Consider the following 25062-nt stretch of genomic DNA (forward strand, 5'->3'; position numbering starts at 1 on the left):
CCCGAGGGCACCGCTGGGGAAACATGCTGGGAAGGTGGGCTCAGCCCTGGGCGGGTGGCGGCATCGGTGGCAGCTCGGCGAGCGGCGCGTCGACATGATCGCCATGCGGGTCGCTACGCGCGGCGATGTCGTTCTCGTCGATCACGCGGGTCTTGCCGCTGCGGTTGTCGACGATGATCGAGTAGCTGCCGTCGAGGGTGGCGACATTGATGTGGGTTTCCAGGCTGCCGCGCACCACGGTCAGGCTTTCCGCCTCGTCGCCGTCCACCAGGCCGCCGCGCCAGACCGGCAGGCCGGCGCTGTTATGGGTGCTGGCGAGGCGTGCCTGCAAGGGCCGCTCGCGACCCGGCAGGCTCATTTCCAGCACCTGGCCGAGCGCCAGCGTGTCGAGCAGGGCGGGTTCGACCTGCGCCAGGTATTCGGGAATGCCCTGGGCGCCTTCGCGGCTGCGCAGTTCGCCTTGCCAGAGTGTCACCCGCTCACGTGGCGCGGGCGCTGCGACGGGGGCCGGGGCGAGCATGTGGGTAGCGTCCGCCGTCGGCGCCGCGAGCGCCGCTGCCGGGGCGGCGACTGCCTGGGCGGCGGGGGACTGGCGGGCCTGCGGCGGTGCCTCGGGCGGAGCCGGGTCGAGCAGCCAGCCGCCGATCAGCGCACCGCCGATGGCGGCGGCCGAGGCTGCGTAGATCCATGTCTTGGCCACGTTGTTTCTCCTCTGAGTGAACGTGGCGCGGAGTCTAGGAAGAAGCCTCTCCCGGCGTGGCGGCAACCGTTCACATTTGCGCCAGGCCGCGCGCCGGCGTGACGAAACTGCGAATCAGGCCGGAGCGCTGCGGGCGCCAGGTCACGTGCGCTCTGTGCGCTGCGGCAAGGCTGGCGTTCGGCCGCCACGCTGTTCGCGGCGGAAGGCTTCGGCGCACCTGGCCGACCTCGCGCTTGAAGAACTGGACGAAGTTGCTCGGCTCGTCGAAGCCGATGCCATCGTCTTCGGCAGCCCCACCTATATGGGCGGACCGGCCTGGCAGTTCAAGAAGTTCGCCGATGCCACCTCAAAGCCCTGGTTCGTCCAACTGGCTTCGCTGACGCCTCGCGCTGGCTATGGGGTGTCGACATCCCGGCCGACGCTGGCATGTTCGCTCATCTCCAGGCAACCCGGTACGGCCTCTAGCCGCGCTGGGGCCTCAGCCTCGCGCCAGTTGCAGGAGACGGGCGCGCTCCTGCATCAGCGGCCGGCAACTGCGGATGCCTTCGACGATGCTGTAGAGGCTTTCGATCTGCTGCTGGCTGAGGCTGTTGTTCTGGGCCCAGCCGAGCAACTGCAGCCAGGTCCAGCGGGCGATGGTCTCGCTCTGCGTCTCGGCCTTCCTGCGGTCGTCCCCGTCGCTCTGTCCGACCAGGGTCTCCACCAGCCCCGAGGCGCACAACGGCAGCAGCTCCCGGTACTGCTCCGGGTGCGTGTCGCGCAGGCGACGCAGGGCCATTATGGCGGTGGTTATCGAGTCTGAATCCAAGCTTTTGTTCACAGTTCACTCCTTGTGCGTACAGGCTGGCGGCTGGTGGATCCCTGGGCCGCGAGCAACTGTTCGATGAAACGCGTCAGCTCTTTCTTGAACTCGGGTGTCAGGCTGGACACCTTGAGGATGAGCTCGGCCAGCTCGTCCTCGGGGCAATAGAGGTAGGCCATGGGGACCTGGAGGACCATGGCCAGCTGTTCGGAAGTCCGCATGTTGGGGGAGTGCCGTTCGCGTTCGTATTGGTTCATCCGTGCGCTGGCGGAAAACTCGTCCATTCCCACCAACATGCCCAACTGCTTCTGCGAGTATCCCGCTCTGATTCTTGCGGCTTTTAGCCGGGTACCTAGCATCCATACAACTCCCGTCCCGTTGGCCCGCTCGCTCAAGGTTGGGCAAATCTGGACAAGATGGAAGCTCAGGAATCCTTAGTTTTCGCCGTGCTGGAGGCTCTGTCGTCCGGGGCGGCGCGCGGTTTCGACGCCGTGTACGAGGCTGCGGCGGGGATATGCGTCGATGTCGCCGAGATCGCGCATGCTCCGGTTTTCTCGCGGCGAGCCGGAGTATATGCGAATTGCATAAAGACGAATGCCGCTTCGTCGGCTGGGCGCGGCGGGTCGTCGTGCCGCCTGGGGCGGGCATCGGCGCCGAGGCGGCGGAAAACGGCGATCGGGACGATACTCAGGGGAGGTCGGCGACGCGGAACCAAGCTTCGCCTCCCAGGGCTGATAGTCGGGTTTCACGCAGAGGTCATTCCCATGAGAACAACAAGCATTCGCCGTGTCGCTGCCGTCCTGGCAGCGCTGCACCTGCTCACCTTCGCCGAGGTTCCGCTCGCCCAGGCGGCGATGATCGGCACCGCCGAGGTCATGCAGCAACAGCAGCACAACCTCGATCGCCAGCAACTGCTGAAGATGCTCGACGACCAGGGTGTACAGAAGAAACTGGAGGCCATGGGCGTGCCCCGCGACCAGGTGGCGAGCCGCATCAACAGCCTGACCAACGCCGAGCTGGCACAGTTCAACCAGCAACTGGACCAGGCACCGGCGGGCGGCATCATCGGCATCATCGTGCTGTTCCTGGTGATCTTCATCATCACCGACATGCTTTGCGCCACGGACATCTTCAGCTTCATCAAATGCATCAATCGGTGAGGCGGCTGGCAGGGGCGCTGCTGCTCGCCGCATTGCTCGGCGGCTGCGCGCAGCCGCCGAGGCTACCGCCGGAAAGCGCGGCGCTGCCCGCACGGGTGGAGCTGCGCGACGTGCCGTTCTTCCCTCAGGAAGCCTACCAGTGCGGTCCCGCCGCGCTGGCCACGATGCTCGGCCAGCGCGGCCTGGCGTTGACGCCGGGACAATTGAAGGACGAGGTGTTCATTCCCGGTCGCGAGGGCAGCTTGCAGTTGGAGATGGTCGCCGCGGCGCGCCGCCACGGCATGCTGGTCTATCCGCTGCAAGGCGGACTGGAGAGCGTGCTCGAGGAGGTCGCGGCGGGCAACCCGGTGCTGGTGCTACAGAACCAGGCTTTCTCCTGGTGGCCGCGCTGGCACTTCGCGGTGGTGGTCGGCTTCGATCGGGAGCGCCGCGAACTGGTGCTGCGCTCGGGCATCACCCGGCGCTGGGTCACCGACTTCACCAGCTTCGAATCGACCTGGAAGCGTTCGGGACGCTGGGCGGTGCTGACCCTGCCGGGTGACCGCCTGCCGGCCACGGCAGCGGCGGTCCCGTGGCTCAAGGCCGCCAGTGACAGCGAGGAAACCGGCCACCCCAAGGTTGCCCGGCGCGCCTACGAAGAAGCCGTGCGACGCTGGCCTGAGGACGCCTTCGCCTGGTTCGCCCTGGGCAACAGTCGCTACGCCGCAGGCGATTCCGCCGCTGCCGAACAGGCCATGCTCACCAGCGTCGAGCGTCGCGCGGATTTCGCCGCGGGTTGGTTCAACCTGTCCCAGTTGCTGGCGGAACGCGGTTGTGCGGCGCCGGCGCGCCAGGCGCAGGCCTGCGCGCGGGCATTGCAGCCTGGGGAAGCCCGCTTCGCTGCGGCCTTGCCGCAGGCCGTCGCACCCGCGGCTCGGTGCGCCGAGCTGCCGGCCTGTCCCGTTGGCGCACCGCCCCGCTGAGGCGGCCCAGCCGAAGGTTGTCGGAACCCCGTTCCAGCGAGACGGCTCTATACCTGGGTGGACCCCACTCAGGTGCAGAGCATGGCCAACGACAAGCAGACTTCGACTCCCGGCCCCCGACAACCGGCCAAGGGCGGCGCGGCGGGCAAGCGCCAGGGGCGTGCAGCGGAGGGCGCGCGCAAGCCGCGTGCGCGCGGCGAGGAGCGGAAAGAGAAACCGGCCGACGGACGTTCGGCCACGGCGCTGACCGCCAACGAGCGGCGGGAGATCGACGACAAGCAGCCACCGCGCGCCGCTGTCCTGCACGAGGTGATTCGCGTCCAGGGCGAACACGAGTTGCAGCGCACGGTGGCGGCACTCTGGTGGTCGGCGGTGGCGGCGGGACTGACCATCGGCCTCTCGTTGATGGGCATGGGCCTGTTCCGCGCGGCCCTGCCCGAGCAGGAATGGGCGATCATCGTCAGCAGCTTCGGCTATCCCATGGGCTTCCTGGCAGTGATCCTCGCCCGCCAGCAACTGTTCACCGAAAACACCCTGACCGCCGTGTTGCCGGTGATGACCGAGCCGACCCTGGAAAAGGCCTGGCAACTGTTGCGTCTCTGGAGCGTGGTGCTGTTCGGCAATATCGTCGGTACGCTGCTGTTCGCCTGGGCGGTGCTGCATCTGCCGATCTTCAATGAAGCGGCCGACGCGGCGTTCCTCGAGATCGGCCGCGAGGTGATGCACAACGACCTGGCGCAGATGTTCGCCAAGGGCATCGTTTCCGGCTGGATGATCGCCACCATGGTCTGGCTGATCCCGGCGGCGGAGGGCGCGAAGGTCTGGATCATCGCGATGGTCACCTACCTGATGGCGCTGGGCAGCTTCACCCACATCGTGGTGGGTTCGGCGGAGGTAGGCTACCTGGCGTTCGCCGGGGAAATCGACTGGTCCGAGTTCCTGCTGAAGTTCGCCCTGCCTACCCTGGGCGGCAACATCGTCGGCGGTAGCCTGATCTTCGCCCTGATCAGTCATGCGCAGATCCGTAGCGAAGGTTGAGGCGCGGATGGAAAAAACGGCACCCCGGGGTGCCGTTCTGTCGACGCGGACTAGACCCCGAGCTTGTCGCGCAGGCTGTAGTACCAGGCGCCGATGGCGGTGAACGGTACGCGGAACAGCTTGCCGCCGGGGAAGGGGTAGTGCGGCAGGCCGGCGAAAGCGTCGAAGCGCTCGGCCTGGCCGCGCAGGGCTTCGGCCAGGACCTTGCCGGCGACGTGGGTGTAGGTCACGCCGTGGCCGCTGCAACCCTGGGAATAGTAGATGTTGTCGCCGATGCGGCCGACCTGGGGCAGGCGCGAGAGGGTCAGCAGGAAGTTGCCGGTCCAGGCGAAGTCGATCTTCACGTCCTTCAGTTGCGGGAAGGTCTTGAGCATCTTCGGCCGGATGATCGCCTCGATGTCCGCCGGATCGCGAGCGCCATAGATCACGCCGCCACCGTAGATCAGGCGCTTGTCGCCGGAGAGGCGATAGTAGTCGAGCAGGTAATTGCAGTCTTCCACGCAGTAGTCCTGCGGCAGCAGGCTGTGGGCCAGTTCCTCGTTCAGCGGCTCGGTGGTGATCACCTGGGTGCCGCAGGGCATCGACTTGGCCGCCAGTTCCGGGACCAGACCGTTGAGGTAGGCGTTACCGGCGACCACGATGAACTTCGCCTTCACCTTGCCTTGCGGGGTATGCACCACCGGGCTGGCGCCGCGCTCGATGCGGGTCGCCGGGCTCTGCTCGTAGATTCTGCCGCCGAGTGACTCCACTGCCGCCGCTTCGCCGAGGGCGAGGTTCAGCGGATGGATGTGGCCGCCGCTCATGTCGAGCATGCCGCCTATATAGTTGTCGGTCGCCACCACCTCGCGGATGCGCTTGGCGTCCATGACCTCCAATTGGTTGTGGCCGTAGCGTTCCCACAACTGTTTCTGTGCGCGCAGGTGATCCATCTGCTTCTCGGTGAAGGCGGCGAACACCCCGCCGTCCTTCAGGTCGCACTGGATACCGTAGCGGGCCACGCGCTCGCGGATGATGCGCCCGCCTTCGAAGGCCATCTCGCCGAGCAACTGCGCTTCGCGCTTGCCGACGGTGCGCTCGATCACGTCGATGTCGCGGCTGTAGCTGTTGACGATCTGGCCGCCGTTGCGCCCGGAAGCGCCGAAGCCGACCTTGGCGGCTTCCAGTACGGTGACCTTGAAACCATTCTCCAGCAGGAACAGGGCGGTGGAGAGGCCGGTATAGCCGGCACCGATCACGCAGACGTCGGTTTCGACCTCGCCCTGGAGTTCCGGGCGGGGCGGCGCGGGATTGGCCGACGCGGCGTAATAGGAGGAGGGGTAGGGGGTGTGCGGCATCTTGCACCTCTGTTTTTTATTTTTTACGGATGCCCGGATGCTACCCGAGTCGAAATCGGCCGGCTAGCCTCCGTGCAAAATTTTCAACGGACCCCCTGAAAATAAAAATTCCACTTTTTCAGAGAGTTAGCGAAAAAAAAGCTTGACGGTGTTTTTGGGGTCTGTAGAATGCGCGCCATCAGCAGGCACGTAGCTCAGTTGGTTAGAGCACCACCTTGACATGGTGGGGGTCGTTGGTTCGAATCCAATCGTGCCTACCAAACAAATCCCGCACTGCTGGCGGGACAAGAAAGGCGATCCGAAAGGGTCGCCTTTTTTCGTTTGCGCCCCGAAAAAGGCCGCTCGGCCCGTGCTCGCCTGGGCTCGCGCTTCATCGCATAGCCGCTATTGACAGCGGGGGCGGTCTTTTCCGACCCTAGCGCCTTCACGGATGATTCAGGCGACAAGGCTCATGACGACCTCTTCCGGTTCGCGTATCGGCGGACTTCTTCACGCTTCCCTTTTTTCCCTGCTCGGACTCGGCCTCCTGCTCGCCGGCGGTTTCAAGACCGTCGAGCGGTACCATTTCCTGCGTACTGCGCAGGAAGCCCAGGGGACGGTCAGCGCCTTGAATGCCGGCGGTTCGCATCCGCAGATCGATTTCACCAGCGTTTCCGGCGAGCGGATTTCCTATCCCCAGGGCGGCTTCATCTTCGGCTACCAGGTGGGCGAGCCGGTTCGCGTCCTCTACGAGGCTGGGCGGCCGGCGGCCAGCGCGATAGTCGACGATGCCGGCGCGCTCTGGGGAACCAGCGCTTTCCTCTGCGGCTTCGGCGCACTCTTCGGTATTGTCGGGTTCAGGGGATTGCTGGGCCTGCGTTCTTCCCAACCGACCTCAAAAGGACATTGAAGTCATGTCGCAACTTCCCATTCCCTTGCCCCTCAACGAGAGTCGCTGGCGCTATGTGACGGCCAGCGGCGGAGGTGTGACCGTGGCCTTCCTGGCGGGCAGCGGCGGCTCCATCACGTTGCTCTCGCCGGAGGGTGAGAACGTGTCCTTCCGCTATGGCGGGGTGGGCGGCGGGATCGGACTGGGCATGCGCCTGCCGCGCTTCGGCAAGGTCAACCTCAATGTCAAGGGCAAGAGCGTTGGCGGGGCCGGTGCGCTGGAGGCGTTGCCGAGCACCGGAACCGTCTTGGTCGCGGACGGCCTGGTGGGGCGCGACCTGTCCCGCGGCGACTTCACCGGGCCCTGCATGTATGTCGAACTCGGCGCGGGAGTCATCGCCGGCGGTTCGGGCACGGCGATCCTCTTCGGCCTCGATCCCAAGCTGCTGGCGGCGGTGGCGCTGGCGAGCGCCTCGCCATTGACCGCCGCGCTGGGCGCCAGCATGTCGCGGCAATTGCTGCAATCGTCCCGTGGCGCCCTGTTGATGGCCGGGGTCAACGTCGGTGCACAGTTCGGCGGCGGCGCGGCGGCTTACCTGGGGGCGTTGTTCTGATGCAGGAGGGCGATCCGGGAGGATCGCCCTTTTTACTTTGCGCAGGCGTGCGGCGGCCAGAGCTTCGTTGAGTTCCATGGCCAGCGGGGCGGTGGCGGAAATCGTTACCGGCGTGGTGATCGTCAGTGTGCCGATCACGGGCATGCTGCGTTCCTCGCTTCGGTGCGCTCGGACGTCCGGCGCGGGGAACGGTCGTCGGAGATTCCGAACCGGCGTGGATCGGTTCTTTCCAAACAAGCCCATCCACTCGTTCGAGGTGTCGTGCTTGTGTCCAGGTTGATCATGCCCGGAGGGCCGTTGTCGCAAGAATCCGATGTCCGGATCTTCTGTTCAGCCAAGGAGCGGCTGGACTTCTACCGGCGGGAAATCCACTACGAGACGGGCCAGCTATCCAGTCGGACCAACGCCTACCTGACGGCACAGTCGTTCCTGGTCATCGCCTACGCCTCGTCGATGGCCAACCTGAACCCGGCCTGGGGCGAGCTGTTCACCCTGGTGGTGCCGGCGCTCCTGGCACTGCTCGGGATCGTCAATTCCCTGCATGCCTGGCCGGGCATCCAGGCATCCTCGGAGATCATCTGCCACTGGCAGTTCAAGCAGTCCTGCCTGCTGCACAGCGATCCGGAAATCGGCCTGGCCTACGATGATTCGCCATTGTTCAGCGAACGCGAGGTCAACCGCGGCAGCTTCGAGAAAACCTTGCTGTTCTCGCGACGCGTGCCGTTTCTGTTCGCCGGCTTCTGGTGTGCGCTGGGCGTGTTTTCGCTCTGGTTGCAACTGGCCGGTTAGCGCTGGTGGCCCATCGCTTCGGCAAGGCTTGGTGTTGGCGGAGGCTTGCCGGCTCGATAGGCGGGCGCCGTCGGATCCGGGAACGCTCGGCGTCAGGGCGCTGCCTGCTCGCAGAGATCGTTGCCGAGGAGGCGCGCGCCCAGGCCGCGAAGCAGGTAGGTCTCGACATGGCTGCCGTCCGGGCAGTCGACTCGGTAGCCGAGCGCCAGGCCGGCGGAAAGAAGAACGAACAGGAACAGGCCGATATGTTGCAGTTTGCTCATGGTGTTTTCTACGAAAGAGGCTTGAGGGCGCAGGCGCTGCGCCGGGCGATTCTAGTGCAATGAGGCAGGGGGAGGAGCCGATTTGCATGCCTAAGCGTTCTACATGGTCCAGGGCGCCCAGCGATTCGACAGTCGCCCTGCGCCGATCGACGGCGAGCCGGAGCGAATCCGGCCGCAACTGCGTCTGTACCTGGGTTGAGCCGTTGACGGGCGCTGTCGCTGCCTTTATAAGACCGCCTCACGCAGCCGGCAGGCAGTCGAAGATGAGCGACGAAGACGATATTCACGAACCCGAACACGATCACCTGCTGGATAACGATTACCTCGAGGACGTGCGTGACGAAGATACGTTCGGCGCGCTCGACGAGCCCGATGCCTGCGGAACCGCCAGGCGACGTTCCTGCGAATATTGCGACGCGGTCCAGGTGCCAGTCGATAGCGAGGGTTTCTCTATCTGCGCCGATTGCGCAGGGCTGGAGGACTAGCCCTGGTCAGACGCTGACCACCCGGTTGCGTCCGGCACGCTTGGCGTCGTACAGCGCGGCATCCGCCCGAGCGAGTGCCCGTTCCGGTTCTTCGCCGCTGCCGGCCAGGGTACAGCCGGCACTGATGGTCACCGGCACGGACGTGCCGGCACAGTCGATCGGGGTCGCTTCCATCAGTTCGCGGATGCGATTGGCGATCATGGTCAGTTCCGCGGTCTCGCGGACCCGGACTATCGCCACGAACTCCTCGCCGCCGAAACGCGCCAGGAGATCTTCCGGCCGCAGCGCCGCGCGCAGTCGCGAAGCCGCCTCGCGGAGGACGCTGTCGCCGGCCCGGTGCCCCAGGGTGTCGTTGATACGTTTGAAATGGTCGATATCGCTGTAGATGATGCCGATGCGCTGGTCGCTGGCCCGCGCCAACTCCAGTTCATGCTGGTGCAGCGCGTGGAAGCCGGCCCGGTTCCACAATTGGGTGAGGGGGTCGAGCAGTGACTTGCGCTGCTCCCGGTCGATCTCCTGGCGCAGGAAGCGGGTGTGCTCGGTGAGGCTGCGTAGCTGGAGATATCCTTCGGCCAGGATCGACAGTCGATTGAGCTGGCGTCCTTCCCGGAGATCCAGCAGCCGCGGGCTCGGGTCGATCAGGCAGAGCGTGCCGATGGCCTGGCCATTGCTGGCGTGCAGGGGCTCGCCGGCGTAGAAGCGGATGAAGGGCGGCCCGGTGACCAGCGGATTGTCGTGAAAACGCGGATCCCTGGAGGCGTCCGTCACGATCAGCGGTTCGCTGGCCAGGATGGCGTGGCCGCAGAAGGACAGGTCGCGCGGCGTCTGTTCGGCATCCAGGCCGATACGGGCCTTGAACCATTGGCGGTCGTGGTCGATCAGACTGATCAGCACGGTCTTCACCCCGAAGGTTTCCCGCGCCAGTTCCACCAGGGCGTCCAGGTAGTGTTCGGCGGGGGTGTCGACCAGCGCCATGTCGTCCAGGGCCTGCTGGCGCAGGGCTTCGTCGGGAGGGAGGGGGCAGGCGAGCATACTGGATCCTGATCACGGTGGAGACTTTCGGTATAGCTGCCGGACAGGCTGAAGGCCAGCCTGGCGTCCGCAGTCGGCGCAAGGGTGAAGGGCAAAAAAAAATCCCGGCCGCGTGGAGCAGGCCGGGAAAGGATCCAGGGATGTACAGCGCCCACAGCTTATGTCGGCGGCGGTTTCGATGAAGCTGCCGGATCTGGTAGGCGCGATTTTCGCGTCGATGTGTGACCCGCTTCGCCGACTATCCTGGCAAGTGGGGTCGCGAACCAATAGGATTTGCGGGTTTTATTCAATCTGGGTGAATGCGTGCAGGAAATCTACTCTGAAGAACAGATGCGCAAGGCGCTGGGCCTTGCCGAAACACGACCGAAAAAGGCCCGGACCGAGGCTAGCCAGCCGGTCCGCTACACCATCGTCGAACTGAGCGTGCGCAAGGACGGGGCGGGATTGCCGCTGCGTTTCGAACATCGCTCGCGCTCCATCAGCAAGGTCACCGCGCAACTGGAGGCGGAGAAGGAAGCCAAGCGCCAGGGGTACCAGGTCTGGGCGCTGCTGGATATCCGGCAGATCTGAGCGAGGCGCCTGCGCTGGCGCAACCGCGCGGGGGCGCGGCATTGTCCTGGTCGAGGTCCGGCTGCTAAGGTGCGCAGCCCATCGACACAGGAGTCCGGAACATGGAGCTGACGATCTTCCAGGTCGACGCATTCGCCGACAGTCCCTTCCAGGGCAATCCGGCGGCGGTCTGCCCCCTCGATGCCTGGCTGGACGACGAGCGCCTGCAGGCCATCGCGGAAGAGAACAATCTTTCGGAAACCGCCTTTGTCGTCGGCCGCGACGGCGACTATCGATTGCGCTGGTTCACGCCGCAGGTCGAGGTGGACCTGTGCGGCCATGCGACCCTGGCGACGGCCTGGGTGCTGATCCACAAGCTCGACGACGCTTCCCCGGTACTGCGTTTCGCCACCCGCAGCGGCGAGCTGAGCGTACGGCGCGAGGGCGACTCGCTGGCGATGGACTTCCCGGCCAAGCGTCCGGAACCTTGCGCGACACCGGACGGACTGCTGGAGGCGCTGGGCATTGTCGAGGCGGAAGTGCTGAAGACCGACGATTACCTCGTGGTGGTCGACGACGAAAAGACGATCGCTGCCCTGGCGCCTGACTTCGCCCGGCTGAAGGGCCTGCCGTGTCGCGGGGTGGCGGTGACCGCGCGCAGCCAGCGCTTCGATTTCGTGTCGCGCTGGTTCGGGCCCAACGTCGGCGTCAACGAAGACCCGGTGACCGGTTCCGCGCATACCTCCCTGGCGCCGTACTGGGCGCAGCGCCTGGGCAAGACCCGGCTGAGCGCCGAGCAGGGCGGGGCGCGCAAGGGGCGCCTGGAATGCGACGTGCGCGGCGAGCGGGTGGTCATCTCCGGCAAGGCGGCGTTGTACATGAGCGGTACGCTCCATCTCTGATCCCGAAGCAGGAGTACGACGATGCCGGTACCGCAGGTAGGCGTGGGCGTCCTGATCTTGCGGGACGGCAAGGTATTGCTGGGGCGCCGCAAGGGCAGCCACGGCGCTGGCTGCTGGTCGGCGCCCGGCGGCCATCTCGAGTTCGGCGAGGCGGTGGAGGACTGCGCCCTGCGCGAAGCCCTGGAAGAGACCGGCCTGGCGCTGAGCGAACTGCGCCACGGCCCGTTCAGCAATGACGTCTTCGAGGGGCGCCACTACCTCACCGCGTTCATCCTGGCCGGTTGCGCGGAGGATGCCGAGGCGCGCCTCATGGAGCCGGGCAAGTGCGACGGCTGGGCCTGGTTCGATTGGGCCGATCTGCCGGAGCCGCTGTTCGCGCCCCTGGCGAGCCTGCGCCGGCGGGGCTATTCGCCCTTCGATCCGGTGCGCTGAGCGACAGGCAAAAAAAATCCCGACCGCGGGGGAGCTGGTCGGGAAATACCCTTGGGGTTCGCACACACCGTGAGCATAGGCCAGTCCGCAACGGCATCAAGAGGAGCCTGTTCGAACTGCTAGGCCCCTTTGAGGCCGTTGCACCGTCGTCATCTCCGCTCGACGGTGAGCGAAGGGGCTGCCCGCTTGCGTTGCGGTATCCAGAACAGCATCAGCGGCAGCAGCGAGGCCCAGCCCAGCAGGACATCGCCGGCCAGGTGGATGTGTTCGCCGGGCATCAACAGTCCCTGCAGGAGCATCAGGCCGAAGTGCGCGGCATCGGCCGCCACGGTGAAGTCGATGAACAGCCGGTGGCGGAAGGGCTGGCTGGCGGCGCGCCAGAGGAATGCGCCCCAGACCAGGTAGATCGTCGAGATCATCAGCTCATAGTGCTGTCCGCCGCCTTGCTGGTCGCCCCAGCGAACCAGGCGGAGCAGCAGGCGCCCGGCGTCGGAGTCGAGCAGCGACTGGTCGAGCCGCAGGAGCAGCGTGGCCAGGGCCAGGCCGAAGAACAGCAGGAAGCCGCCGGCCATCAGGCGAATGCTCAGGGTCAGCCAGGGCGTGGCGGAAACCGGGGAAGAGGAGGCAGTCATGCAGATCACCTGTAGGCCATGTCGATGGCGTTGCCTTCGGTCAGGTCGTCGAAATCCGCACGGCGGAAAGGACGCTCTTCACGGGTGATGGTGCGCACCCGTTCGATGTATTCGCGCATGGCGCGGCGGGTATTGCCCTGGGAGGCGGCGGAGAGGAAGCCGGCCTTTTCGCTGGCCATACCCTCCGTCCAGTCGCGTGAAGCCGCCTGGTAGATCGAACGCTTGATCAGATGCACCGCCTGCGGCGAGCGCCGGGACAGGCGTTGCGCCAGCGCGTCGGCGGCCTCCAGTAGCTCCTCCGCTGGCGCCAGCCCGTTGACCAGGCCCAGCGCAAGAGCCTGGCGCGGCTCCAGCAGTTGTCCTTCCAGGCACAACTCCAGGGCTTTGGCCACGCCCAGGCTGCGCGCCAGCATCTGGGTGCCGCCGCCTCCCGGTATCAGGCCGATGAGTACTTCCGGTTGGCCGAGGAAGCGTTCCACCTGGTCGTCCTCGGCCATCAGGCGCAGGTCGCAGGCCAGCGCCAGCTCGCAGCCGCCGCCCAGGGCCAGGCCGTTGATCGCGGCGATGAACACCTTGTCCATGCGGCGCATGTGCGCGGTGACCTCATGGAACAGGTTCATGTCGGCGACGCCGGCCAGCAGGGTGCGCCGCAGCAGCTTCCTCGCTCCAGGCAGGTGGCGCAGGAGGCTTTCGCTTTCCAGCAGCAGGCGTGTCAGCCAGGCCGGCATGGAGAAGGTGATGGGGGCGACGGCGCGCTCGATCTCGTCGACGTCGAAGTGGGTCAGGAAGACCCCATCCGCCGCTCCGGAAAGGATGACGGCTCCGATGTCCTGGCGCTGCTCCAGGTCGTCCAGCAGGTCGGCCAGTTCCTGCATCACCGCCGTGGTGAGGAAGTTCGCCGGGGGATTGTCGAGCAGGACTTGCAGGACGCGTCCTCGTTGTTCTATGCGCAGGTGTCGCGGTGCTAGAGTCATTGCGGCTTCCTCATTGGATAACGAGCGTTATATAACGATCATTATCCAATGTGACGACATCGTCTCCCCAACCAACGGATAGTCGGCATGCGCTACAAACCGGAACAGAAACAGGCCACCCGCGCCCTGCTGTTGAGCAAGGCCGCTCCGCTGGTGAAGCGCCAGGGCTTCGCCAGCACCGGCCTGGACACCTTGATGAAGGCGGCTGGTCTTACCACCGGGGCGTTCTACTCGCAGTTCTCCAGCAAGGCGGAGTTGCTCGAAGCGATCCTGCAGCGCGAGCTGAGCGCCCAGCACGATGCCTTTCCGCTGGACAGCCTGGAGCAACTGGCCGGCGCCACCCGTCTCTACCTCAGTCGCGGTCATGCGCAGCATGCCGACATGGGCTGCCCGATTCCGGCGCTGGCCGCCGAGGTGGGCCGGGCAGGGCCCGAGGTGCGGGAAACCTTCGAACGCGCCCTGGAACAACGGCAACGGCGGCTGGCCGAACTGATGGGCGACGAGAACCGGGCCTGGGTGCTCACCTGCCTGTCGGTCGGCGCGGTGCTTCTCGCGCGTGCCCAGGCGAGCGAGGTGGCGCGCGACAAGGTCCTGGATGCGGCGCTGGAGCATGCGCTGGGCCTGCTTTCGGCGAGCGGAGCGGTTTCGCCGCAAGCGGACCGGGACTGATTGCACAACTGCAATGTTCGGCGTCTAGCGTCAGGCTTTCCCTCCGACAGGTAAGCCCATGAACGCCCATCATCTCGAACTCGCCAAGGCCCTGCTGGTGTTTGCCCTTGCCGTCGCCGGCCTGGTGGTCGGTCTCATGCCGATGGAGTTCTGAGCGACGCAGGTCCGGCTTCGCGCTTTTCCCTCGTCTTCGAGTGGTCTCTGGCGTTGCACCGGTTTAGGATGCGCGGGTATTTCGGAGCCGCTTCGCTTGGCGTCGCCCGCCGCTGCGCTCCGAGACCGAGCATTGCTCGAACCAGAACGAGATCGAAGGTGCATCGCCACGAGCGGCGCACGGCCTGATGATAGATGGAGGCAACATGAGCGCGGCTCAGCCAGGCATTCTCACCCCGATTCCGGTGGTGGGTCGCTACCTGTTTTTCAGTATTTCCCAACCCGAGCAGGTGGCCGCGACCTTGGCCAGCCTGGCCGCGGCCACCGATGGTTACCAGCTGGTGGTGGGTATCGGCCATTCGCTGATGCTCAGCCTCGGCAAGACCGTCGAGGGCATGAAGGACTATCCGGTGCTCGCCGCGCCCGGCATCGACCTGCCGTCCACGCCCTCCGCGCTGTGGTGCTGGCTGCGCGGCGAGGATCGCGGCGAGGTGACGCTGCGTTCGCACGCGCTGGAACGGTCGCTGGCGCCGGCCTTCCAGCGGACCGGCGCGGTGGATGCGTTCCTCTACGGCGAGGACCGCGACCTGTCCGGCTACAAGGACGGCACCGAGAACCCCAAGGGCGATGCGGCGCTCGAAGCCGCGCTGGTCTCCGGGCGCGGTGCGGGCCTGGATGGCGGCAGTTTCGTTGCTGTCCAGCAGTGGCTGCATGACTTCGACCGGATGCAGGCGATCCCCGGCGAGGAGATGGACAACATCATCGGCCGCCGCAAGTCCGACGATGAAGAACTGGAAGACGCGCCGGCCTACGCCCACGTCAAGCGCACCGAGCAGGAAAGCTTCGAGCCCGCCGCGTTCCTCCTGCGGCGCGGCGCGCCCTGGTCCGACGAGCACCGCGCGGGGCTGTTGTTCGCCGCCTTCGGCCGCTCGTTCGAGGCCTTCGAGGTCCAGTGGCTACGGATGATCGGCGTGGAAGACGGGGTGCTCGATGGCCTGTTCCGTTTCACCCGGCCGATCAGCGGCAGCTACTTCTGGTGTCCGCCCATGGCCGACGGCCGCCTCGACCTGTCCGTCCTCGGCCTCTGAGCCCGCCGCGGCAGCAGGCCAGGCCTGCTGCCGCGTCCTGCGCGGCGCTAGTGGGCGGTGGCCACGGCGGCCTCGTCGATCAGCGCCGCTACTTCCTTCGCTCGCGAGGCCAGTGACGCGTGGCTGGCATCGAGGGTGACGATCTTCCTCGGTGCGATCCGCGCGGCCATCCGCTCCTGGTTCTCCGGCGCAATCATGCGATCGGCGCTGGAAATCTGGTACCAGGAGGGCTTGCTCTTCCAGGCCGGGCTGCCGATGGCATCGCCAAAAGTGCTGGCCAGCGGAGCCTTCTGGGTGATGCCCATGACCAGCCCTTCGTCCGCAGCGAGATCCTGGCAGAAGCTTTCGTGGAACCTGTCCGCCTTCACCCAGAGATAGCCATCGCTGTCCGGCGCCAGGTTCGCTGCGGCCAGGGGCAAGTGCTCCTGGGTGATGCCACCGGGACTTTCGCCGCTGTCGGGGGCGAAGGCGGCGATATAGACCAGCCCGACCACATTCGGCTGGTTGCCGGCCTCGGTGATCACCGCGCCGCCATAGGAGTGTCCGACCAGCAGGACCGGCCCCTGTTGCTGCGCGATCATCTTGCGCGTCCGCTCGGCATCGTCCGCCAGCGAGGTCAACGGTAGTTCGACGGCATGCAGGTTGTCGTGGCCGAGGCGTTTCAGTTCGAGAATGACCTTGCTCCAGTGGGCGGCGCCGCCCCAGAAGCCGTGGACCAGGATGATCGCAGGCAGGTTGCTCATCGTGTTGCTCCCTTGTGGGTGAGGGTTGCTGGCATGAGGCATCGCCCGGCGAGCATACGAGGTCGCGATGGGCGGGCGATAGCGGGAGGCGAGGACGTTCGTCGAAAAGAACAACTCCTTGTTCCGGTAGGCGACGTGATATCGGCACGGCGGTATGTTGCAAGTCCGGACCCGACCGATCGGGTTGTCGCGACGGGCATGGAGGGGTGATCGGTCGGTCGGGTTCGCGTCTTTTCGGGGCACCCGAATCTGAAAAAATCTTGCTTCTCGCCATACCGGGGGAGCGGGGCGGGTAGATTTTCTTCCGAATCCTTCACTTTCTACCCGGTCATGGAAAAAGCTCTGAAATTGGCGTCATGCCTCTACGGCCTGCTGATCCTGCTCAGCCTGGCGATGGTCGCCTTCCTCAGCCAGTTTCCGTTTCTCCTCAGCTCGGGAGCGGAAAACCTCTCGATGTCGATCCTGCCGCTGCTGATCCCGCTGATGGTCGGGCTGGTCGTCTGCGAGGCGGTGCGGGCGGTGGTGCCGAAGAAGCGCTAGGCGCGGCGCCGGGATCAGCGGCCGAGAATGCGCTGGCGGCGCAGCCGGTACTGCTCGTAGGGAAGGCCCTGGCGGTTCAGCTCTTCCAGCTGGCGTTCGCTGGCGCTGCGGGAAAACGATTCCTCGACTATCGAGTCCGGCGTGACAGGCTGTGCGCAGGCGCTGACCAGCAGCACACCCAGGACCAGGGCAATGCGTGGCATGCGATCTCCATGGACTACGGCAGAAGGGAAAAAAAAGGCCATTACCAAGCGGGGGGAGGGTTGGTAATGGCCTGTACAAGGGACATTTGCCAGGCCTTGGGGATCTGGCGAAAAAGACGATATCAAGGGGGAATTTGATTAGCCAGCTAACAAAGTGGAATGAAGTTTTGCGGCAGGCGTAACAATTCTGTCCGAATCGTCATTCTTGCGTCACCGCCGGGACAGAGCGGTTTCGGCAGACTGCGGGGGAGTCGCCGAAGGAGATTCGTCGTGGACGATACGCTCAGGTTCGCCTCGCGCTTGTGCAAGTTCATCGTCGCCGCCAGCTTCCTGCTCGTGGCGGTCGCCAGCCTTTGCCTGTGGTGGACGGGCCAGGCCTACGAATACGCGGCGCTGGCGTTCTTTCCGTTCGCCGTACCCATGCTGCTGCTGATCATGGTCTGCGACCTGCTGGCAGCGCTGAATGGCAGGCGTCGCTGAGCGCCCGGGCTGCCTAGCGCTTTCAGCTAGGCCGATGTCGAACCCAGACAACCGGCGCCCCGCGCGTGGCCCTATGGTGAGGCATTCATCCACTGCCTTCCTGGAGCGACCATGTCAGATTTCATCACCGTACTGCGCGATACCTGTCCCGTACCCGTGCTGGACGCCACCAAGTGGAAGCGGATCGACGGCGATCCGCATACCGTCAACCTCAACGCATACGCCTCGGCGGACGGCAGCAAGCTGATGGGCACCTGGATCTGCACGCCGGGCAAGTGGGAGGTGAACTACGAACGCTGGGAGTTCTGCCACTTCCTCGACGGCTACTGCATCATCACCCCGGAAGGCGAGCAACCGGTGCACCTGAGGGCGGGCGACGTGTTCGTCATCGAGCCGGGCCTGCGTGGTACCTGGGAGGTAGTGGAGACGGTGCGCAAGTACTTCGTCTTCGCCTGACGGTATTGCCGCACGTCCGGGATGCCTGCCGGACGTCGCGCCTCAGTCCTGGTGGACGATGCGGCGGATGGTGCCGCCGCAGGACTGGTAGCAACTGCGGTACTCGTCCTGGCAGTCGTCGCCGAAATCGAAGTTGCGCTGCGGGTAGGGGCAGGACTTGCGCTTCTTCTTGTCGCTGTTCTGCATGCAGTAGTTGTAGGCCGTGCTCTGCACCTGGTAGAGCGCCTCGTCCTGGCGCTGCTGCAGCTTGGCGAGGGTCTTGCACTGGCGCTTCTCGGCATTGCACTGGCTCACGCAGTGCAGGCCGGCATCGCTGGTCGGCGGAATGTAGGAGTAGCTGACGCTAGGGCCGCAACCGCCGAGCAGCAAGGCAAGACCGAGGAGGGGGAGCAGAAGGTGTTTCCGGAACGGCATTGTCGATATCGATAAGCAATGGCAAGCGAGAGCGAATGCTATCACTGGCTTTCCGAAGCTGTACGGCTCTACCCGATAAGGTTGAACTGGCGCACGAAACGCAAAAAAGAAAACCCCGGGACTGGCCCGGGGTTCTCGTCGCGCTCGCAGGTTCGATCAGAACACGCTGAACGGGTACTCGACGAAGGCACGGATTTCGTTGCCGTCGTCGTTGTACGAGCGGGCGTCGTTGGAGACACGCAGGAACGAGCTGCGCAGACGCAGGGTGAGGTCCTTGGCCGGACCGCTCTGCACCACGTACTGGACCTGGTTGAAGATCTCGCGCTCCTTGCCGTTGCTGGTCTCGGCGGTCTTGATGTTGTCGCCGCGCACGTAGGCTACGCGGTAGGTCAGGCCGGGCACGCCGTACTTGGCGAAGTCCAGGGCGTAGCTGACCTGCCAGGAACGCTCGTCCTCGGCGTTGAAGTCCGACCAGTAGGAGTTGGCCAGCCAGATGGTGGTGCCGCCGTCGCCGATGCCGCCGGCGTTCTGGTACCAGCCGTAGTTGTAGCCGGTGTCGCCGGTGTTGCGCTGGTGGGCGATCATGAAGGTGTGGGCGTCGATGGTGTAGGACGCCGCCAGGCTCCAGATCTTGTTGTCGCGGTTACCGTTGAAGTTCTGGTCGGCGAAGTCGCTGTCCAGCTTGGTGCGATAGCCGTTGAAGTCGAAGTTCAGCGACTGGTCGGCCTGCAGCGGGATGGTGTAGTTCAGGTTGATGTACTGCTTCTTCAGTACGTCCTCGACGTCGGAAGCGTACAGCGAGGCGTTGAAGTGATCGGTGAAGGCGTACTTGCCGCCGAACACGTTGATGCTCTTCAGGCCGCCGCTGTCGCGCCCTTCGGCGCTCTTGCGGGATTCCGCGGTGAAGCGACCGGCGTTCAGCTCCAGGCCCTCGATCTCCTTGGAGGTGATCAGGGTGCCGCTGTAGCTTTCCGGGAGCAGGCGCGAGTTGTCGTAGCTGAGCACCGGCAGGCTGGGCATCTGGTCGCCGTACTTGAGCACGGTGTTGGAGATGCGGAACTTCACCGCCGCGCCGCCCTTGGACAGATCGTCCGCCGCGGAGCCGCTGTCGCCCTGCTTGAAGAAGTCGATACCGGCGGCGCCGCTACGACCCTTGCCGCCGTCCAGGCGTACCGCGTACAGGCCGAACGCGTCGACACCGACGCCCACCGTCCCCTGGGTGAAGCCGGAGGTGAAGGTGGCAGTGGCGGCCTGGCCCCATTCGGCCTTGTCCTGCCGGCCATGTTTGTAGTCACGGCTGATGTAGCCATTGCGGAAGAACAGATCGAGGTGGCTGTCCTCGACAAACCCCTTTGCTGCTTCTTGGTCATTGGCCATCGCCTGGCTTGCAGTCGCGATGCCCAGTGCCAGCAGGCAAATCCTTTTCTTCAACATCTTATTGTTCCTGGTTGTTGGCTTGATGTGCGCTGAAATTGAAGGAAGCGCAAGGTTCGAAGTGCACGGGAGTCATTTGTCCCATTTACCGTGCGTGGCGGTTCTGGTTTCTTGTTTCTCCCGTTGGCGGCGCAACAATACCAGAACATTGTTCGATCCAAGAAAGCTTCGAGTCATTTGCTAATAACCAAAGTGCAAGGAAAGCCCCTTCCATAGGCTCTGAATCGGGCGTTGCCGGATCGCTTCGTCATGCGCCTGCAATATCAACCTTATCGATAAGTACCATGCCGCGAAGTCGCTGCAGTTCTCGCTTTGGGCGGTGATACCGTCGAATCGTGAACGGATCGACAAAGAGGGACGTGACATGAAGATTCTTATCGCTGTATTCGCCGCCCTGGCCCTGTCCGCCTGTGCCTCGCCTCCCGCTTCGAACGCCCCGGCGCTGGCCGCCAGCACCAGCAAGGCTCCCTACGATTACGCGATGTGCGTCTTGCCCAAGTGGCAACGCCAGGCGCCCGGCGTGGCGCTGGTGGAGGAAGGCCGCGGCTATCGCCTGGCGGACGCTGGGCAGTGGCTGGAGGTGCAGCCGGCGAGGGGTGGCAGCCTGGTGCGAATCCATGATCAGCAGCCCTGGGTCACCCGCGGGGCCTTCATCGATGCGGCCAGGACCTGTTCCTGAGCCGCGAGGAAGAGGGAAGAGCTCCGGCCCCCCTAGCATGAAGTGTCCGGAGCTCTACGGCCGCAAACGGAGGATGGCCGCAGAACGATCATCTGCCTATGGCCGGCGCTGCGCTTGATCGAGATCAAGTACTGGAGGCCGGGGAGCCGGCGTGTGCGGCGATTCGCGTGACGGGTCTCGCTTTTTCTGTGAAGTGCATTGCATAACGCTTCAATCGGGACGGGTGGCCAGCATGCCAACCAGTTCCTGGGCGGCCTTGCGCAATGGCTGGTTTTTCAGCCAGATAGCGTGGACAGGCAGTTTCAGCTCGTTCTTGGTATTCCTGAAGTCCAGGCGTACCAGCCTTCCCGTTGCCAGCAGCGGCGCGACCCGGGACAACGGGAAATTGCCCCAGCCGATCCCCGCCTCGACCATTTCCAGCGCCGTGCCCAGGCTGTCGGTGCGCCAGCAGGCGCCGGCAATCAGCGAACGGGTGTCGGCCAACGGCAGGTCGCAACTGGCGACCAGGATCTGCCGCACGTTCACCAGCTCTTCCAGGTACAGCGCCTGCCCCGGCTTCTGCAGGGCGGGATGGTGCGGCGAGATGGTCGCGACCAGCGATTCCGCGCCGACATACTGGAAGCGCTCCTGCGGGTTCACGCTGATGCCGGCGAATCCGAAGCACAGGCTGATGCGGCCGCCATGGAGCAGGGCGAGGGCATCGTCCTGCGCCGCGCTGAGCACCTCGACATCGAGCAGCGGGTAGCGCTCGGAAAGGGTGCGGAGGGCGCCGAACAGCCGCCCGCTGTCGATGTCCGCAACCACGCCGAGCGACAGGCGGCTTTCCAATCCCTGGGAGAGTTCCAGCGCATGCACCTGCAACTGGGCGAGCTGCTCGGCGATCATCCGCGCTTGCGGTGCCAGGGCCCTGGCCAGCGCCGTAGGACGGGCTTCGCGGTGGGTTCGCTCGAAAAGGGCGAAACCCAGCTCCGCCTCCAGGTTGGCGATGCCCATGCTCACCGCCGAAGGCACTCGACCCAAGGCACGGGCGGCGCCGGAAAAGGAGCCGCGGTCGAGGACGGCGAGGAACAGCTCGATGGTATCGCTGGAAAAGTTCATGGCAATTCTCCTATCAGCAGATCTGAAAGCTGCTGACTTTTTCTGTCAAGAAAATTGATCCAACCTTGCCCGCCTTTCCGCTATCACGCCCGAGAGGTCCACGTGCAAGGCATCAAGCGCAAATTGGTCTACGTGACCGCCTACGAATTGATCGGGATGAGTATCTCGACCCTGGGGCTGGCCCTGCTCGCCGGTTCCACGCCCACTACCACCGGCCCCCTGGCGGTGGTGATCACCACCGTCGCGGTGACCTGGAACTTCATCTACAACTGCCTGTTCGAGTTCTGGGAGCGGCGCCAGGCCGTGCGCGGACGCAGCATTGCGCGGCGGGTGGCGCACGCCATCGGCTTCCAGCTGACCCTGGTGGTCTACCTGATCCCGCTGATCGCCTGGTGGATGGGGATTTCCCTGCTGGAGGCGTTCTGGCTGGACCTGGCGCTGATCGTCCTGATCCCGTGCTACACCTTCCTCTTCAACTGGGCCTTCGATCGCCTGTTCGGCCTCCCGACTTCCGCGTTGCCGGCCGGCGAGGCGGCCTCCGTCTGAGGATTTTTTTTCTTCAGCGCCATTCGCGCTCGCCTTGGCCGGGGCAAATCGCCTACCTTAGACGGACGTGCGCTGTGGTGCCGGTTCAGGGAGGAAGTACGACCGCAAGCCATGAAGGTCTGCCCCGGCGAGGATGGGGTGCGGCATTTCGATGAACGGATTGGGGTCACTATGCGGATTTTGGGGATGCTACTGGGGGCCGTCTTGCTGGCGGGTTGTTCGACATCGACGCCCTCGCTCGACGAGACGGACCAGGTACCGAAGGAGCGTTTGTACAACTACCAGTTCCGTGACGACGGCGACGCCTTCCTGGTGGTTTCCCGGGACCGCGAGTTCCTCGGCAGCGTCTGCAATACCCGCTTGATCATCGATAGCCGCCTGGCCGCCGAGATCCAGGCCGGCGAGAGCGCGCGTTTCCGTCTTCCGGCGGGGCTGCGGGTGGTATCCGTGCAGGGCGATGGGATCTGCCGCGGCGAGGCGCCCAAGCAGGTGGTGCATGTGCAGAACGGGCAGACCACGCATTACCGGATCACCGTGGACTCCGGCCTGAACATCGGCCTGGTGCCGGGCTGAAGCCGGCGCAACGAAAAAAGCCGCCCGTGGGCGGCTTTTTCATGCGCGGCGTTTATTCGCTGACCGCTTTCTCGACCTTTTCGGACGCCGACCAGATCCGATAGCGGACCTCCACGTCCTTCGGCGCATAGACCACGATCGGCAGCTTGCTGTTGTAGCGCAGCAGGAAGCCTTCGCCGACCACCGGGATGAAGCGCTGCTCCTTCTTCTGGCCGGGGCAGGCCATCATCGTGCTCATCGGCCCGCTGACCTTGTCCAGGCGGTAGTAGGAGTAGCCCCAGCCTTCCAGGGTGTGTTCTTCCAGCTCGCCGCCCAGGCGCTGCTGGTTGCAGTCGGCCTCGAGGGTCTTGCCGGCGATGATCTCGACCTTGAATGCGTCTTCCGCGTCCTGTTTCGGCAGGTGGATGACCTGGCGGGTGAAGCCGGCATCTGCCTTCGGGTAGGGAACCTTTTCATCCAGTTTGGCGGCCATGGCGGTGCTGGAAAGAGCGGCAACGCCGGCGGCGATCAGTAGTGCTTTCATGTCCTTGAGGTTCTCCTTACGTGGTAACGCGAGCAGGGTAAGACACCGAGGCACGGGTGAAAAGTTCAGTGGGGGACGTAACGGAATGTTCCATGTCCTGGGCCAGCCGGTCGGGGCACGGCCGAATCGCGGGCAAAAAAAAGACCATCTGCGGGGGGAGGGCGATGGTCTTCAAAGGAGCGTCGGGGACTTGGGGTTCTCCCGACGCCGCTACGATCTCACGCCGCTCCGCTGGGGAAAAATGCTTTGGGCTGATAGTGGCTATCGATGCCGGTGACTTGAAATTCCCCGCCAACTCATAGCAAGTTCCGCACGATAGAGCCGTCAGCGCATCAGTTTGCGTTTTTTTCAGCGGGTCAGTTGCAAGGCCAGTTCATCGACCTGTTCGGCCCAGTCGGAGTCCTCGGCCAGGGCCTCGCGCAGGAAGCTGGCCTGGGCAGGGTTCCAGAATGGCGCATCGGGCAGCGCCGTGCCCTCCTCGAGGTGGTGCCGGGCGAGAAAGGCGACGATGTCGTCCCGCCCAGCGGGGAGCCCCAACTGGCGGAACAGGTTGGAAAAGGTGTGCGGGCTGGTGTCCATGACGGTTCCTCCTAGACTCGCTGTTTTTCCACTATAGCCGGCGGAACGGCAGGGCCGCCGTGGGAGCCGGGGGTGGGTAATTTTGTCGCAGATGAAAAAGACTGTTGTGCGCGGCGCGCTTCATGGCGAAGGGGCGGGCGCTTATTATTAGCAAGCTAATGATAACCGGAGTCAGCCTATGTCCAGAATCGAAGTCGCCGTGCTGGTGGGGACGTCCGTTCCCGAATCGCTGCGCAGCAAGGGATTGCTGGCCTGTTGGATCCTGATGGTGGACGGCGCCATGTGGGCCGGACCCTTCACCAGTCGTGACGAGGCGGAAGCCTTGAAGGGAACCTGGGAACTGAGTTGGCCGCTGGAGGCGGCGATCTCCGCCTGAGCCAAGGCCCTTGCCTTGCCGAAAAGCCCGCCGAGCGCGGGCTTTCTGTTGCCTGCGGAAACGCCCTAGCGGCGGCCCACCAGCAAGCCGAGGAGGAAGCCGGCGCCGGCCGAGACGGCGATGGTCTGCCAGGGGTGGTCCTCGACGTATTCCTCGGTCGCTTCGGCGGCCGCCTGGCTGCGTTGCACCACGCCGCGGCGGGTGCGCTCGATGGCGTCGCGACCACGATGCAGCACGGAATTGATCTGTTCACGCAGGTTCGCGCCCTCCTTGCCGGCCAGGCTGCCGGTGCCGCTCATCAACTGGTCCACCTCGGCGATCAGGTCCTGCAGTTCGGCCATGGCCTGGTCCTGGATAGCCTGCTTGGCGCGAGCGGAGCGGGTTTTCAGAGTCATGTCGGTCTCCTTGACGAGGATGGTTACCTAGGTATGGAGTCGCCCGCTTCGCTGAAAGTTGCACGGCATGGCCTGCGTCGGGGGCTTCCGTAGCATGCGGGAGAGCCGTTTCAGGATGCCCCGGCCTCGCCGCGCAGGTAGCGGTCGAGGTCGATCGCTTCGCCGCTCTTGAGTTTCAGGCGTCGGCGCAGGTCGTCGAACATAGCGTCGTACTCGCGGCGCTGGCGCACGATCGGTCCCTGCCGCAAGCGCAGGCCGTGGCGCCGGGCCAGGCGACTGGCACGGCTGGCGAAATGCACGGCGGCGTCGCGCGGCAGTTCGAAGCTTTCGCTGAAAGGCTGGCCGTCGATCCGGCCCTCCATGTCGAAGTGTACGGCCACCGGGCGGGCCTCGGCCTCCAGGACCCGGTAGCGCAGGTGGATATCGAATGCCTGGCGGTCGACTTCGCTGGCCGAGGCGAGATGCAGATGGCCGGGAATGAACATGGCCTGCCTCCTTTTCGGATAACCGGGGAAATGCCCTTGCCTGCCAGGGTATGCTTCGCCGGCCTCGGGACGGCTGTCCCAGGTCAGTTTTTT

Annotated in this window: 36 protein-coding genes and 1 tRNA gene; 21 read left to right on the plus strand and 16 right to left on the minus strand. The window is 65.0% G+C overall.

What is annotated here, in order from left to right; all coding sequences use genetic code 11:
* Positions 1-40: 40 nt before the first annotated feature.
* Complete coding sequence (bamI, locus tag LT948_RS19845; protein ID WP_011666614.1) at positions 41-700, minus strand: biofilm-associated metzincin protease inhibitor BamI; 660 nt, start codon at positions 698-700, stop codon at positions 41-43.
* Between the two features lie 154 nt (positions 701-854).
* On the opposite strand from bamI, the gene LT948_RS19850 reads away from it, so the two are divergent.
* Positions 855-1502: a flavodoxin family protein gene (locus LT948_RS19850; RefSeq protein ID WP_071534319.1), complete on the plus strand. Its 648-nt coding sequence runs from the start codon at positions 855-857 to the stop codon at positions 1500-1502.
* Between the two features lie 14 nt (positions 1503-1516).
* Here LT948_RS19850 and LT948_RS19855 read toward each other — a convergent pair whose 3' ends face one another.
* On the minus strand, positions 1517-1861 hold the full coding sequence (locus tag LT948_RS19855; protein ID WP_003115217.1) for a helix-turn-helix domain-containing protein: 345 nt from the start codon (positions 1859-1861) through the stop codon (positions 1517-1519).
* A 405-nt stretch (positions 1862-2266) separates the two neighbouring features.
* Between LT948_RS19855 and LT948_RS19860 the strand changes: the two genes are divergently transcribed.
* The 3 genes from LT948_RS19860 to LT948_RS19870 all read left to right on the plus strand — a co-directional run bounded on the left by LT948_RS19860 (position 2267) and on the right by LT948_RS19870 (position 4662).
* A complete protein-coding gene (locus LT948_RS19860) occupies positions 2267-2662 on the plus strand; it encodes a PA2779 family protein (protein ID WP_023081419.1) in 396 nt (131 codons plus the stop codon).
* Positions 2647-3624, plus strand: coding sequence for a PA2778 family cysteine peptidase (locus LT948_RS19865; protein WP_009313934.1), 978 nt, complete (start codon positions 2647-2649; stop codon positions 3622-3624). Before LT948_RS19860 ends, LT948_RS19865 begins: the two co-directional genes overlap by 16 nt.
* Positions 3625-3705: 81 nt before the next feature.
* A complete protein-coding gene (locus tag LT948_RS19870) occupies positions 3706-4662 on the plus strand; it encodes a formate/nitrite transporter family protein (protein WP_073657454.1) in 957 nt (318 codons plus the stop codon).
* A gap of 50 nt (positions 4663-4712) precedes the next feature.
* Here the strand turns inward: LT948_RS19870 and LT948_RS19875 are convergent, their stop codons facing one another.
* Positions 4713-5996 carry an NAD(P)/FAD-dependent oxidoreductase gene (locus tag LT948_RS19875; RefSeq protein ID WP_034035426.1) on the minus strand — a complete coding sequence of 428 codons (1284 nt, stop codon included), beginning with the start codon at positions 5994-5996 and terminating at the stop codon, positions 4713-4715.
* A gap of 183 nt (positions 5997-6179) precedes the next feature.
* Between LT948_RS19875 and LT948_RS19880 the strand changes: the two genes are divergently transcribed.
* The 4 genes from LT948_RS19880 (at position 6180) to LT948_RS19895 (ending at position 8266) form a co-directional block, all read left to right on the plus strand.
* Positions 6180-6256: transfer RNA gene (locus tag LT948_RS19880), tRNA-Val, on the plus strand.
* Between the two features lie 191 nt (positions 6257-6447).
* The gene (gene tsi4 / locus LT948_RS19885; RefSeq protein ID WP_003099162.1) at positions 6448-6885 is read left to right on the plus strand and encodes a type VI secretion system immunity protein Tsi4; all 438 of its coding nucleotides are present in this window, start codon (positions 6448-6450) and stop codon (positions 6883-6885) included.
* A 4-nt stretch (positions 6886-6889) separates the two neighbouring features.
* Complete coding sequence (gene tse4, locus LT948_RS19890) at positions 6890-7477, plus strand: type IV secretion system toxin Tse4 (RefSeq protein ID WP_003138819.1); 588 nt, start codon at positions 6890-6892, stop codon at positions 7475-7477.
* Positions 7478-7744: 267 nt separating this feature from the next.
* Positions 7745-8266, plus strand: a complete 522-nt coding sequence (locus LT948_RS19895) for a hypothetical protein (RefSeq protein ID WP_003119901.1) — start codon at positions 7745-7747, stop codon at positions 8264-8266.
* Between the two features lie 92 nt (positions 8267-8358).
* On the opposite strand, the gene LT948_RS19900 is transcribed toward LT948_RS19895, so the two are convergent.
* The gene (locus LT948_RS19900) at positions 8359-8529 is read right to left on the minus strand and encodes a hypothetical protein (protein WP_003099153.1); all 171 of its coding nucleotides are present in this window, start codon (positions 8527-8529) and stop codon (positions 8359-8361) included.
* A gap of 263 nt (positions 8530-8792) precedes the next feature.
* On the opposite strand from LT948_RS19900, the gene LT948_RS19905 reads away from it, so the two are divergent.
* Entirely contained in the window at positions 8793-9014 is a 222-nt protein-coding gene (locus LT948_RS19905) for a hypothetical protein (protein WP_024946937.1), read from the plus strand.
* 6 nt (positions 9015-9020) lie between these two features.
* Here LT948_RS19905 and LT948_RS19910 read toward each other — a convergent pair whose 3' ends face one another.
* Entirely contained in the window at positions 9021-10046 is a 1026-nt protein-coding gene (locus tag LT948_RS19910) for a diguanylate cyclase (protein ID WP_073657452.1), read from the minus strand.
* A gap of 330 nt (positions 10047-10376) precedes the next feature.
* Between LT948_RS19910 and LT948_RS19915 the strand changes: the two genes are divergently transcribed.
* The 3 genes from LT948_RS19915 to LT948_RS19925 all read left to right on the plus strand — a co-directional run bounded on the left by LT948_RS19915 (position 10377) and on the right by LT948_RS19925 (position 11929).
* Positions 10377-10616 (plus strand): hypothetical protein, encoded by a 240-nt coding sequence (locus LT948_RS19915; protein WP_003099145.1) that lies wholly within the window; start codon positions 10377-10379, stop codon positions 10614-10616.
* Between the two features lie 101 nt (positions 10617-10717).
* Positions 10718-11497, plus strand: coding sequence for a PhzF family phenazine biosynthesis protein (locus LT948_RS19920; RefSeq protein WP_003108892.1), 780 nt, complete (start codon positions 10718-10720; stop codon positions 11495-11497).
* 21 nt (positions 11498-11518) lie between these two features.
* Positions 11519-11929, plus strand: a complete 411-nt coding sequence (locus LT948_RS19925; RefSeq protein WP_021264938.1) for a nucleotide triphosphate diphosphatase NUDT15 — start codon at positions 11519-11521, stop codon at positions 11927-11929.
* 149 nt (positions 11930-12078) lie between these two features.
* Here the strand turns inward: LT948_RS19925 and LT948_RS19930 are convergent, their stop codons facing one another.
* The gene (locus tag LT948_RS19930; RefSeq protein ID WP_073657451.1) at positions 12079-12561 is read right to left on the minus strand and encodes a DUF6632 domain-containing protein; all 483 of its coding nucleotides are present in this window, start codon (positions 12559-12561) and stop codon (positions 12079-12081) included.
* 5 nt (positions 12562-12566) lie between these two features.
* On the minus strand, positions 12567-13535 hold the full coding sequence (locus tag LT948_RS19935) for an enoyl-CoA hydratase/isomerase family protein (RefSeq protein ID WP_033939294.1): 969 nt from the start codon (positions 13533-13535) through the stop codon (positions 12567-12569).
* 87 nt (positions 13536-13622) lie between these two features.
* Here LT948_RS19935 and LT948_RS19940 point away from each other — a divergent pair, with 87 nt between their 5' ends.
* On the plus strand, positions 13623-14204 hold the full coding sequence (locus LT948_RS19940; RefSeq protein ID WP_003090825.1) for a TetR/AcrR family transcriptional regulator: 582 nt from the start codon (positions 13623-13625) through the stop codon (positions 14202-14204).
* Positions 14205-14545: 341 nt separating this feature from the next.
* Positions 14546-15445, plus strand: a complete 900-nt coding sequence (locus LT948_RS19945; protein WP_073657096.1) for a Dyp-type peroxidase — start codon at positions 14546-14548, stop codon at positions 15443-15445.
* Between the two features lie 47 nt (positions 15446-15492).
* Here the strand turns inward: LT948_RS19945 and LT948_RS19950 are convergent, their stop codons facing one another.
* Positions 15493-16188 carry an alpha/beta hydrolase gene (locus LT948_RS19950; protein ID WP_003090823.1) on the minus strand — a complete coding sequence of 232 codons (696 nt, stop codon included), beginning with the start codon at positions 16186-16188 and terminating at the stop codon, positions 15493-15495.
* Positions 16189-16536: 348 nt separating this feature from the next.
* Here LT948_RS19950 and LT948_RS19955 point away from each other — a divergent pair, with 348 nt between their 5' ends.
* A complete protein-coding gene (locus tag LT948_RS19955; RefSeq protein ID WP_003099127.1) occupies positions 16537-16728 on the plus strand; it encodes a hypothetical protein in 192 nt (63 codons plus the stop codon).
* A gap of 14 nt (positions 16729-16742) precedes the next feature.
* On the opposite strand, the gene LT948_RS19960 is transcribed toward LT948_RS19955, so the two are convergent.
* Positions 16743-16931, minus strand: coding sequence for a hypothetical protein (locus tag LT948_RS19960; protein WP_003090821.1), 189 nt, complete (start codon positions 16929-16931; stop codon positions 16743-16745).
* 270 nt (positions 16932-17201) lie between these two features.
* Between LT948_RS19960 and LT948_RS19965 the strand changes: the two genes are divergently transcribed.
* Positions 17202-17411, plus strand: coding sequence for a hypothetical protein (locus LT948_RS19965; protein WP_003090820.1), 210 nt, complete (start codon positions 17202-17204; stop codon positions 17409-17411).
* Positions 17412-17522: 111 nt separating this feature from the next.
* Positions 17523-17867, plus strand: coding sequence for a cupin domain-containing protein (locus LT948_RS19970; RefSeq protein WP_003090818.1), 345 nt, complete (start codon positions 17523-17525; stop codon positions 17865-17867).
* A 42-nt stretch (positions 17868-17909) separates the two neighbouring features.
* On the opposite strand, the gene LT948_RS19975 is transcribed toward LT948_RS19970, so the two are convergent.
* Both LT948_RS19975 and LT948_RS19980 read right to left on the minus strand, forming a co-directional pair.
* Positions 17910-18281: a hypothetical protein gene (locus tag LT948_RS19975; RefSeq protein WP_218035180.1), complete on the minus strand. Its 372-nt coding sequence runs from the start codon at positions 18279-18281 to the stop codon at positions 17910-17912.
* A gap of 156 nt (positions 18282-18437) precedes the next feature.
* Positions 18438-19715, minus strand: coding sequence for an OprD family porin (locus LT948_RS19980; RefSeq protein WP_003099122.1), 1278 nt, complete (start codon positions 19713-19715; stop codon positions 18438-18440).
* A 364-nt stretch (positions 19716-20079) separates the two neighbouring features.
* On the opposite strand from LT948_RS19980, the gene LT948_RS19985 reads away from it, so the two are divergent.
* Entirely contained in the window at positions 20080-20394 is a 315-nt protein-coding gene (locus LT948_RS19985; RefSeq protein ID WP_003090814.1) for a hypothetical protein, read from the plus strand.
* Positions 20395-20604: 210 nt separating this feature from the next.
* On the opposite strand, the gene LT948_RS19990 is transcribed toward LT948_RS19985, so the two are convergent.
* On the minus strand, positions 20605-21492 hold the full coding sequence (locus LT948_RS19990) for a LysR family transcriptional regulator (protein WP_073657094.1): 888 nt from the start codon (positions 21490-21492) through the stop codon (positions 20605-20607).
* Positions 21493-21594: 102 nt separating this feature from the next.
* On the opposite strand from LT948_RS19990, the gene LT948_RS19995 reads away from it, so the two are divergent.
* Together LT948_RS19995 and LT948_RS20000 are read left to right on the plus strand one after the other, a co-directional pair.
* Entirely contained in the window at positions 21595-22038 is a 444-nt protein-coding gene (locus LT948_RS19995) for a PACE efflux transporter (RefSeq protein WP_003090812.1), read from the plus strand.
* 186 nt (positions 22039-22224) lie between these two features.
* Positions 22225-22611, plus strand: coding sequence for a hypothetical protein (locus LT948_RS20000; RefSeq protein ID WP_003160516.1), 387 nt, complete (start codon positions 22225-22227; stop codon positions 22609-22611).
* Between the two features lie 52 nt (positions 22612-22663).
* On the opposite strand, the gene eco is transcribed toward LT948_RS20000, so the two are convergent.
* Together eco and LT948_RS20010 are read right to left on the minus strand one after the other, a co-directional pair.
* On the minus strand, positions 22664-23134 hold the full coding sequence (eco, locus tag LT948_RS20005; RefSeq protein ID WP_003090808.1) for a serine protease inhibitor ecotin: 471 nt from the start codon (positions 23132-23134) through the stop codon (positions 22664-22666).
* A gap of 348 nt (positions 23135-23482) precedes the next feature.
* Positions 23483-23713 (minus strand): DUF2789 domain-containing protein, encoded by a 231-nt coding sequence (locus LT948_RS20010; RefSeq protein ID WP_003090806.1) that lies wholly within the window; start codon positions 23711-23713, stop codon positions 23483-23485.
* A 178-nt stretch (positions 23714-23891) separates the two neighbouring features.
* Here LT948_RS20010 and LT948_RS20015 point away from each other — a divergent pair, with 178 nt between their 5' ends.
* Positions 23892-24089, plus strand: a complete 198-nt coding sequence (locus LT948_RS20015; RefSeq protein ID WP_003090804.1) for a hypothetical protein — start codon at positions 23892-23894, stop codon at positions 24087-24089.
* Positions 24090-24154: 65 nt separating this feature from the next.
* On the opposite strand, the gene LT948_RS20020 is transcribed toward LT948_RS20015, so the two are convergent.
* Both LT948_RS20020 and LT948_RS20025 read right to left on the minus strand, forming a co-directional pair.
* Positions 24155-24484 (minus strand): DUF883 family protein, encoded by a 330-nt coding sequence (locus LT948_RS20020; protein WP_003090802.1) that lies wholly within the window; start codon positions 24482-24484, stop codon positions 24155-24157.
* Positions 24485-24594: 110 nt separating this feature from the next.
* Positions 24595-24969 carry a DUF5064 family protein gene (locus LT948_RS20025; protein ID WP_003090800.1) on the minus strand — a complete coding sequence of 125 codons (375 nt, stop codon included), beginning with the start codon at positions 24967-24969 and terminating at the stop codon, positions 24595-24597.
* Between the last annotated feature and the right edge of the window lie 93 nt (positions 24970-25062).

The organism is Pseudomonas sp. CP-1, from assembly GCF_021213715.1.
In the GTDB taxonomy this organism is placed as follows: domain Bacteria; phylum Pseudomonadota; class Gammaproteobacteria; order Pseudomonadales; family Pseudomonadaceae; genus Pseudomonas; species Pseudomonas aeruginosa.

Bases quoted from the DNA above. Each gene is read 5' to 3' on its own strand.
- LT948_RS19855 (WP_003115217.1), bottom strand. From the start codon at position 1,861: ATGCTAGGTACCCGGCTAAAAGCCGCAAGAATCAGAGCGGGATACTCG.
- LT948_RS19860 (WP_023081419.1), top strand. From the start codon at position 2,267: ATGAGAACAACAAGCATTCGCCGTGTCGCTGCCGTCCTGGCAGCGCTG.
- LT948_RS19865 (WP_009313934.1), top strand. From the start codon at position 2,647: ATGCATCAATCGGTGAGGCGGCTGGCAGGGGCGCTGCTGCTCGCCGCA.
- LT948_RS19870 (WP_073657454.1), top strand. From the start codon at position 3,706: ATGGCCAACGACAAGCAGACTTCGACTCCCGGCCCCCGACAACCGGCC.
- LT948_RS19875 (WP_034035426.1), bottom strand. From the start codon at position 5,996: ATGCCGCACACCCCCTACCCCTCCTCCTATTACGCCGCGTCGGCCAAT.
- tsi4 (WP_003099162.1), top strand. From the start codon at position 6,448: ATGACGACCTCTTCCGGTTCGCGTATCGGCGGACTTCTTCACGCTTCC.
- tse4 (WP_003138819.1), top strand. From the start codon at position 6,890: ATGTCGCAACTTCCCATTCCCTTGCCCCTCAACGAGAGTCGCTGGCGC.
- LT948_RS19900 (WP_003099153.1), bottom strand. From the start codon at position 8,529: ATGAGCAAACTGCAACATATCGGCCTGTTCCTGTTCGTTCTTCTTTCC.
- LT948_RS19905 (WP_024946937.1), top strand. From the start codon at position 8,793: ATGAGCGACGAAGACGATATTCACGAACCCGAACACGATCACCTGCTG.
- LT948_RS19910 (WP_073657452.1), bottom strand. From the start codon at position 10,046: ATGCTCGCCTGCCCCCTCCCTCCCGACGAAGCCCTGCGCCAGCAGGCC.
- LT948_RS19915 (WP_003099145.1), top strand. From the start codon at position 10,377: ATGCGCAAGGCGCTGGGCCTTGCCGAAACACGACCGAAAAAGGCCCGG.
- LT948_RS19920 (WP_003108892.1), top strand. From the start codon at position 10,718: ATGGAGCTGACGATCTTCCAGGTCGACGCATTCGCCGACAGTCCCTTC.
- LT948_RS19925 (WP_021264938.1), top strand. From the start codon at position 11,519: ATGCCGGTACCGCAGGTAGGCGTGGGCGTCCTGATCTTGCGGGACGGC.
- LT948_RS19930 (WP_073657451.1), bottom strand. From the start codon at position 12,561: ATGACTGCCTCCTCTTCCCCGGTTTCCGCCACGCCCTGGCTGACCCTG.
- LT948_RS19935 (WP_033939294.1), bottom strand. From the start codon at position 13,535: ATGACTCTAGCACCGCGACACCTGCGCATAGAACAACGAGGACGCGTC.
- LT948_RS19940 (WP_003090825.1), top strand. From the start codon at position 13,623: ATGCGCTACAAACCGGAACAGAAACAGGCCACCCGCGCCCTGCTGTTG.
- LT948_RS19945 (WP_073657096.1), top strand. From the start codon at position 14,546: ATGATAGATGGAGGCAACATGAGCGCGGCTCAGCCAGGCATTCTCACC.
- LT948_RS19950 (WP_003090823.1), bottom strand. From the start codon at position 16,188: ATGAGCAACCTGCCTGCGATCATCCTGGTCCACGGCTTCTGGGGCGGC.
- LT948_RS19960 (WP_003090821.1), bottom strand. From the start codon at position 16,931: ATGCCACGCATTGCCCTGGTCCTGGGTGTGCTGCTGGTCAGCGCCTGC.
- LT948_RS19970 (WP_003090818.1), top strand. From the start codon at position 17,523: ATGTCAGATTTCATCACCGTACTGCGCGATACCTGTCCCGTACCCGTG.
- LT948_RS19975 (WP_218035180.1), bottom strand. From the start codon at position 18,281: ATGCCGTTCCGGAAACACCTTCTGCTCCCCCTCCTCGGTCTTGCCTTG.
- LT948_RS19980 (WP_003099122.1), bottom strand. From the start codon at position 19,715: ATGTTGAAGAAAAGGATTTGCCTGCTGGCACTGGGCATCGCGACTGCA.
- LT948_RS19985 (WP_003090814.1), top strand. From the start codon at position 20,080: ATGAAGATTCTTATCGCTGTATTCGCCGCCCTGGCCCTGTCCGCCTGT.
- LT948_RS19990 (WP_073657094.1), bottom strand. From the start codon at position 21,492: ATGAACTTTTCCAGCGATACCATCGAGCTGTTCCTCGCCGTCCTCGAC.
- LT948_RS20000 (WP_003160516.1), top strand. From the start codon at position 22,225: ATGCTACTGGGGGCCGTCTTGCTGGCGGGTTGTTCGACATCGACGCCC.
- eco (WP_003090808.1), bottom strand. From the start codon at position 23,134: ATGAAAGCACTACTGATCGCCGCCGGCGTTGCCGCTCTTTCCAGCACC.
- LT948_RS20010 (WP_003090806.1), bottom strand. From the start codon at position 23,713: ATGGACACCAGCCCGCACACCTTTTCCAACCTGTTCCGCCAGTTGGGG.
- LT948_RS20015 (WP_003090804.1), top strand. From the start codon at position 23,892: ATGTCCAGAATCGAAGTCGCCGTGCTGGTGGGGACGTCCGTTCCCGAA.
- LT948_RS20020 (WP_003090802.1), bottom strand. From the start codon at position 24,484: ATGACTCTGAAAACCCGCTCCGCTCGCGCCAAGCAGGCTATCCAGGAC.
- LT948_RS20025 (WP_003090800.1), bottom strand. From the start codon at position 24,969: ATGTTCATTCCCGGCCATCTGCATCTCGCCTCGGCCAGCGAAGTCGAC.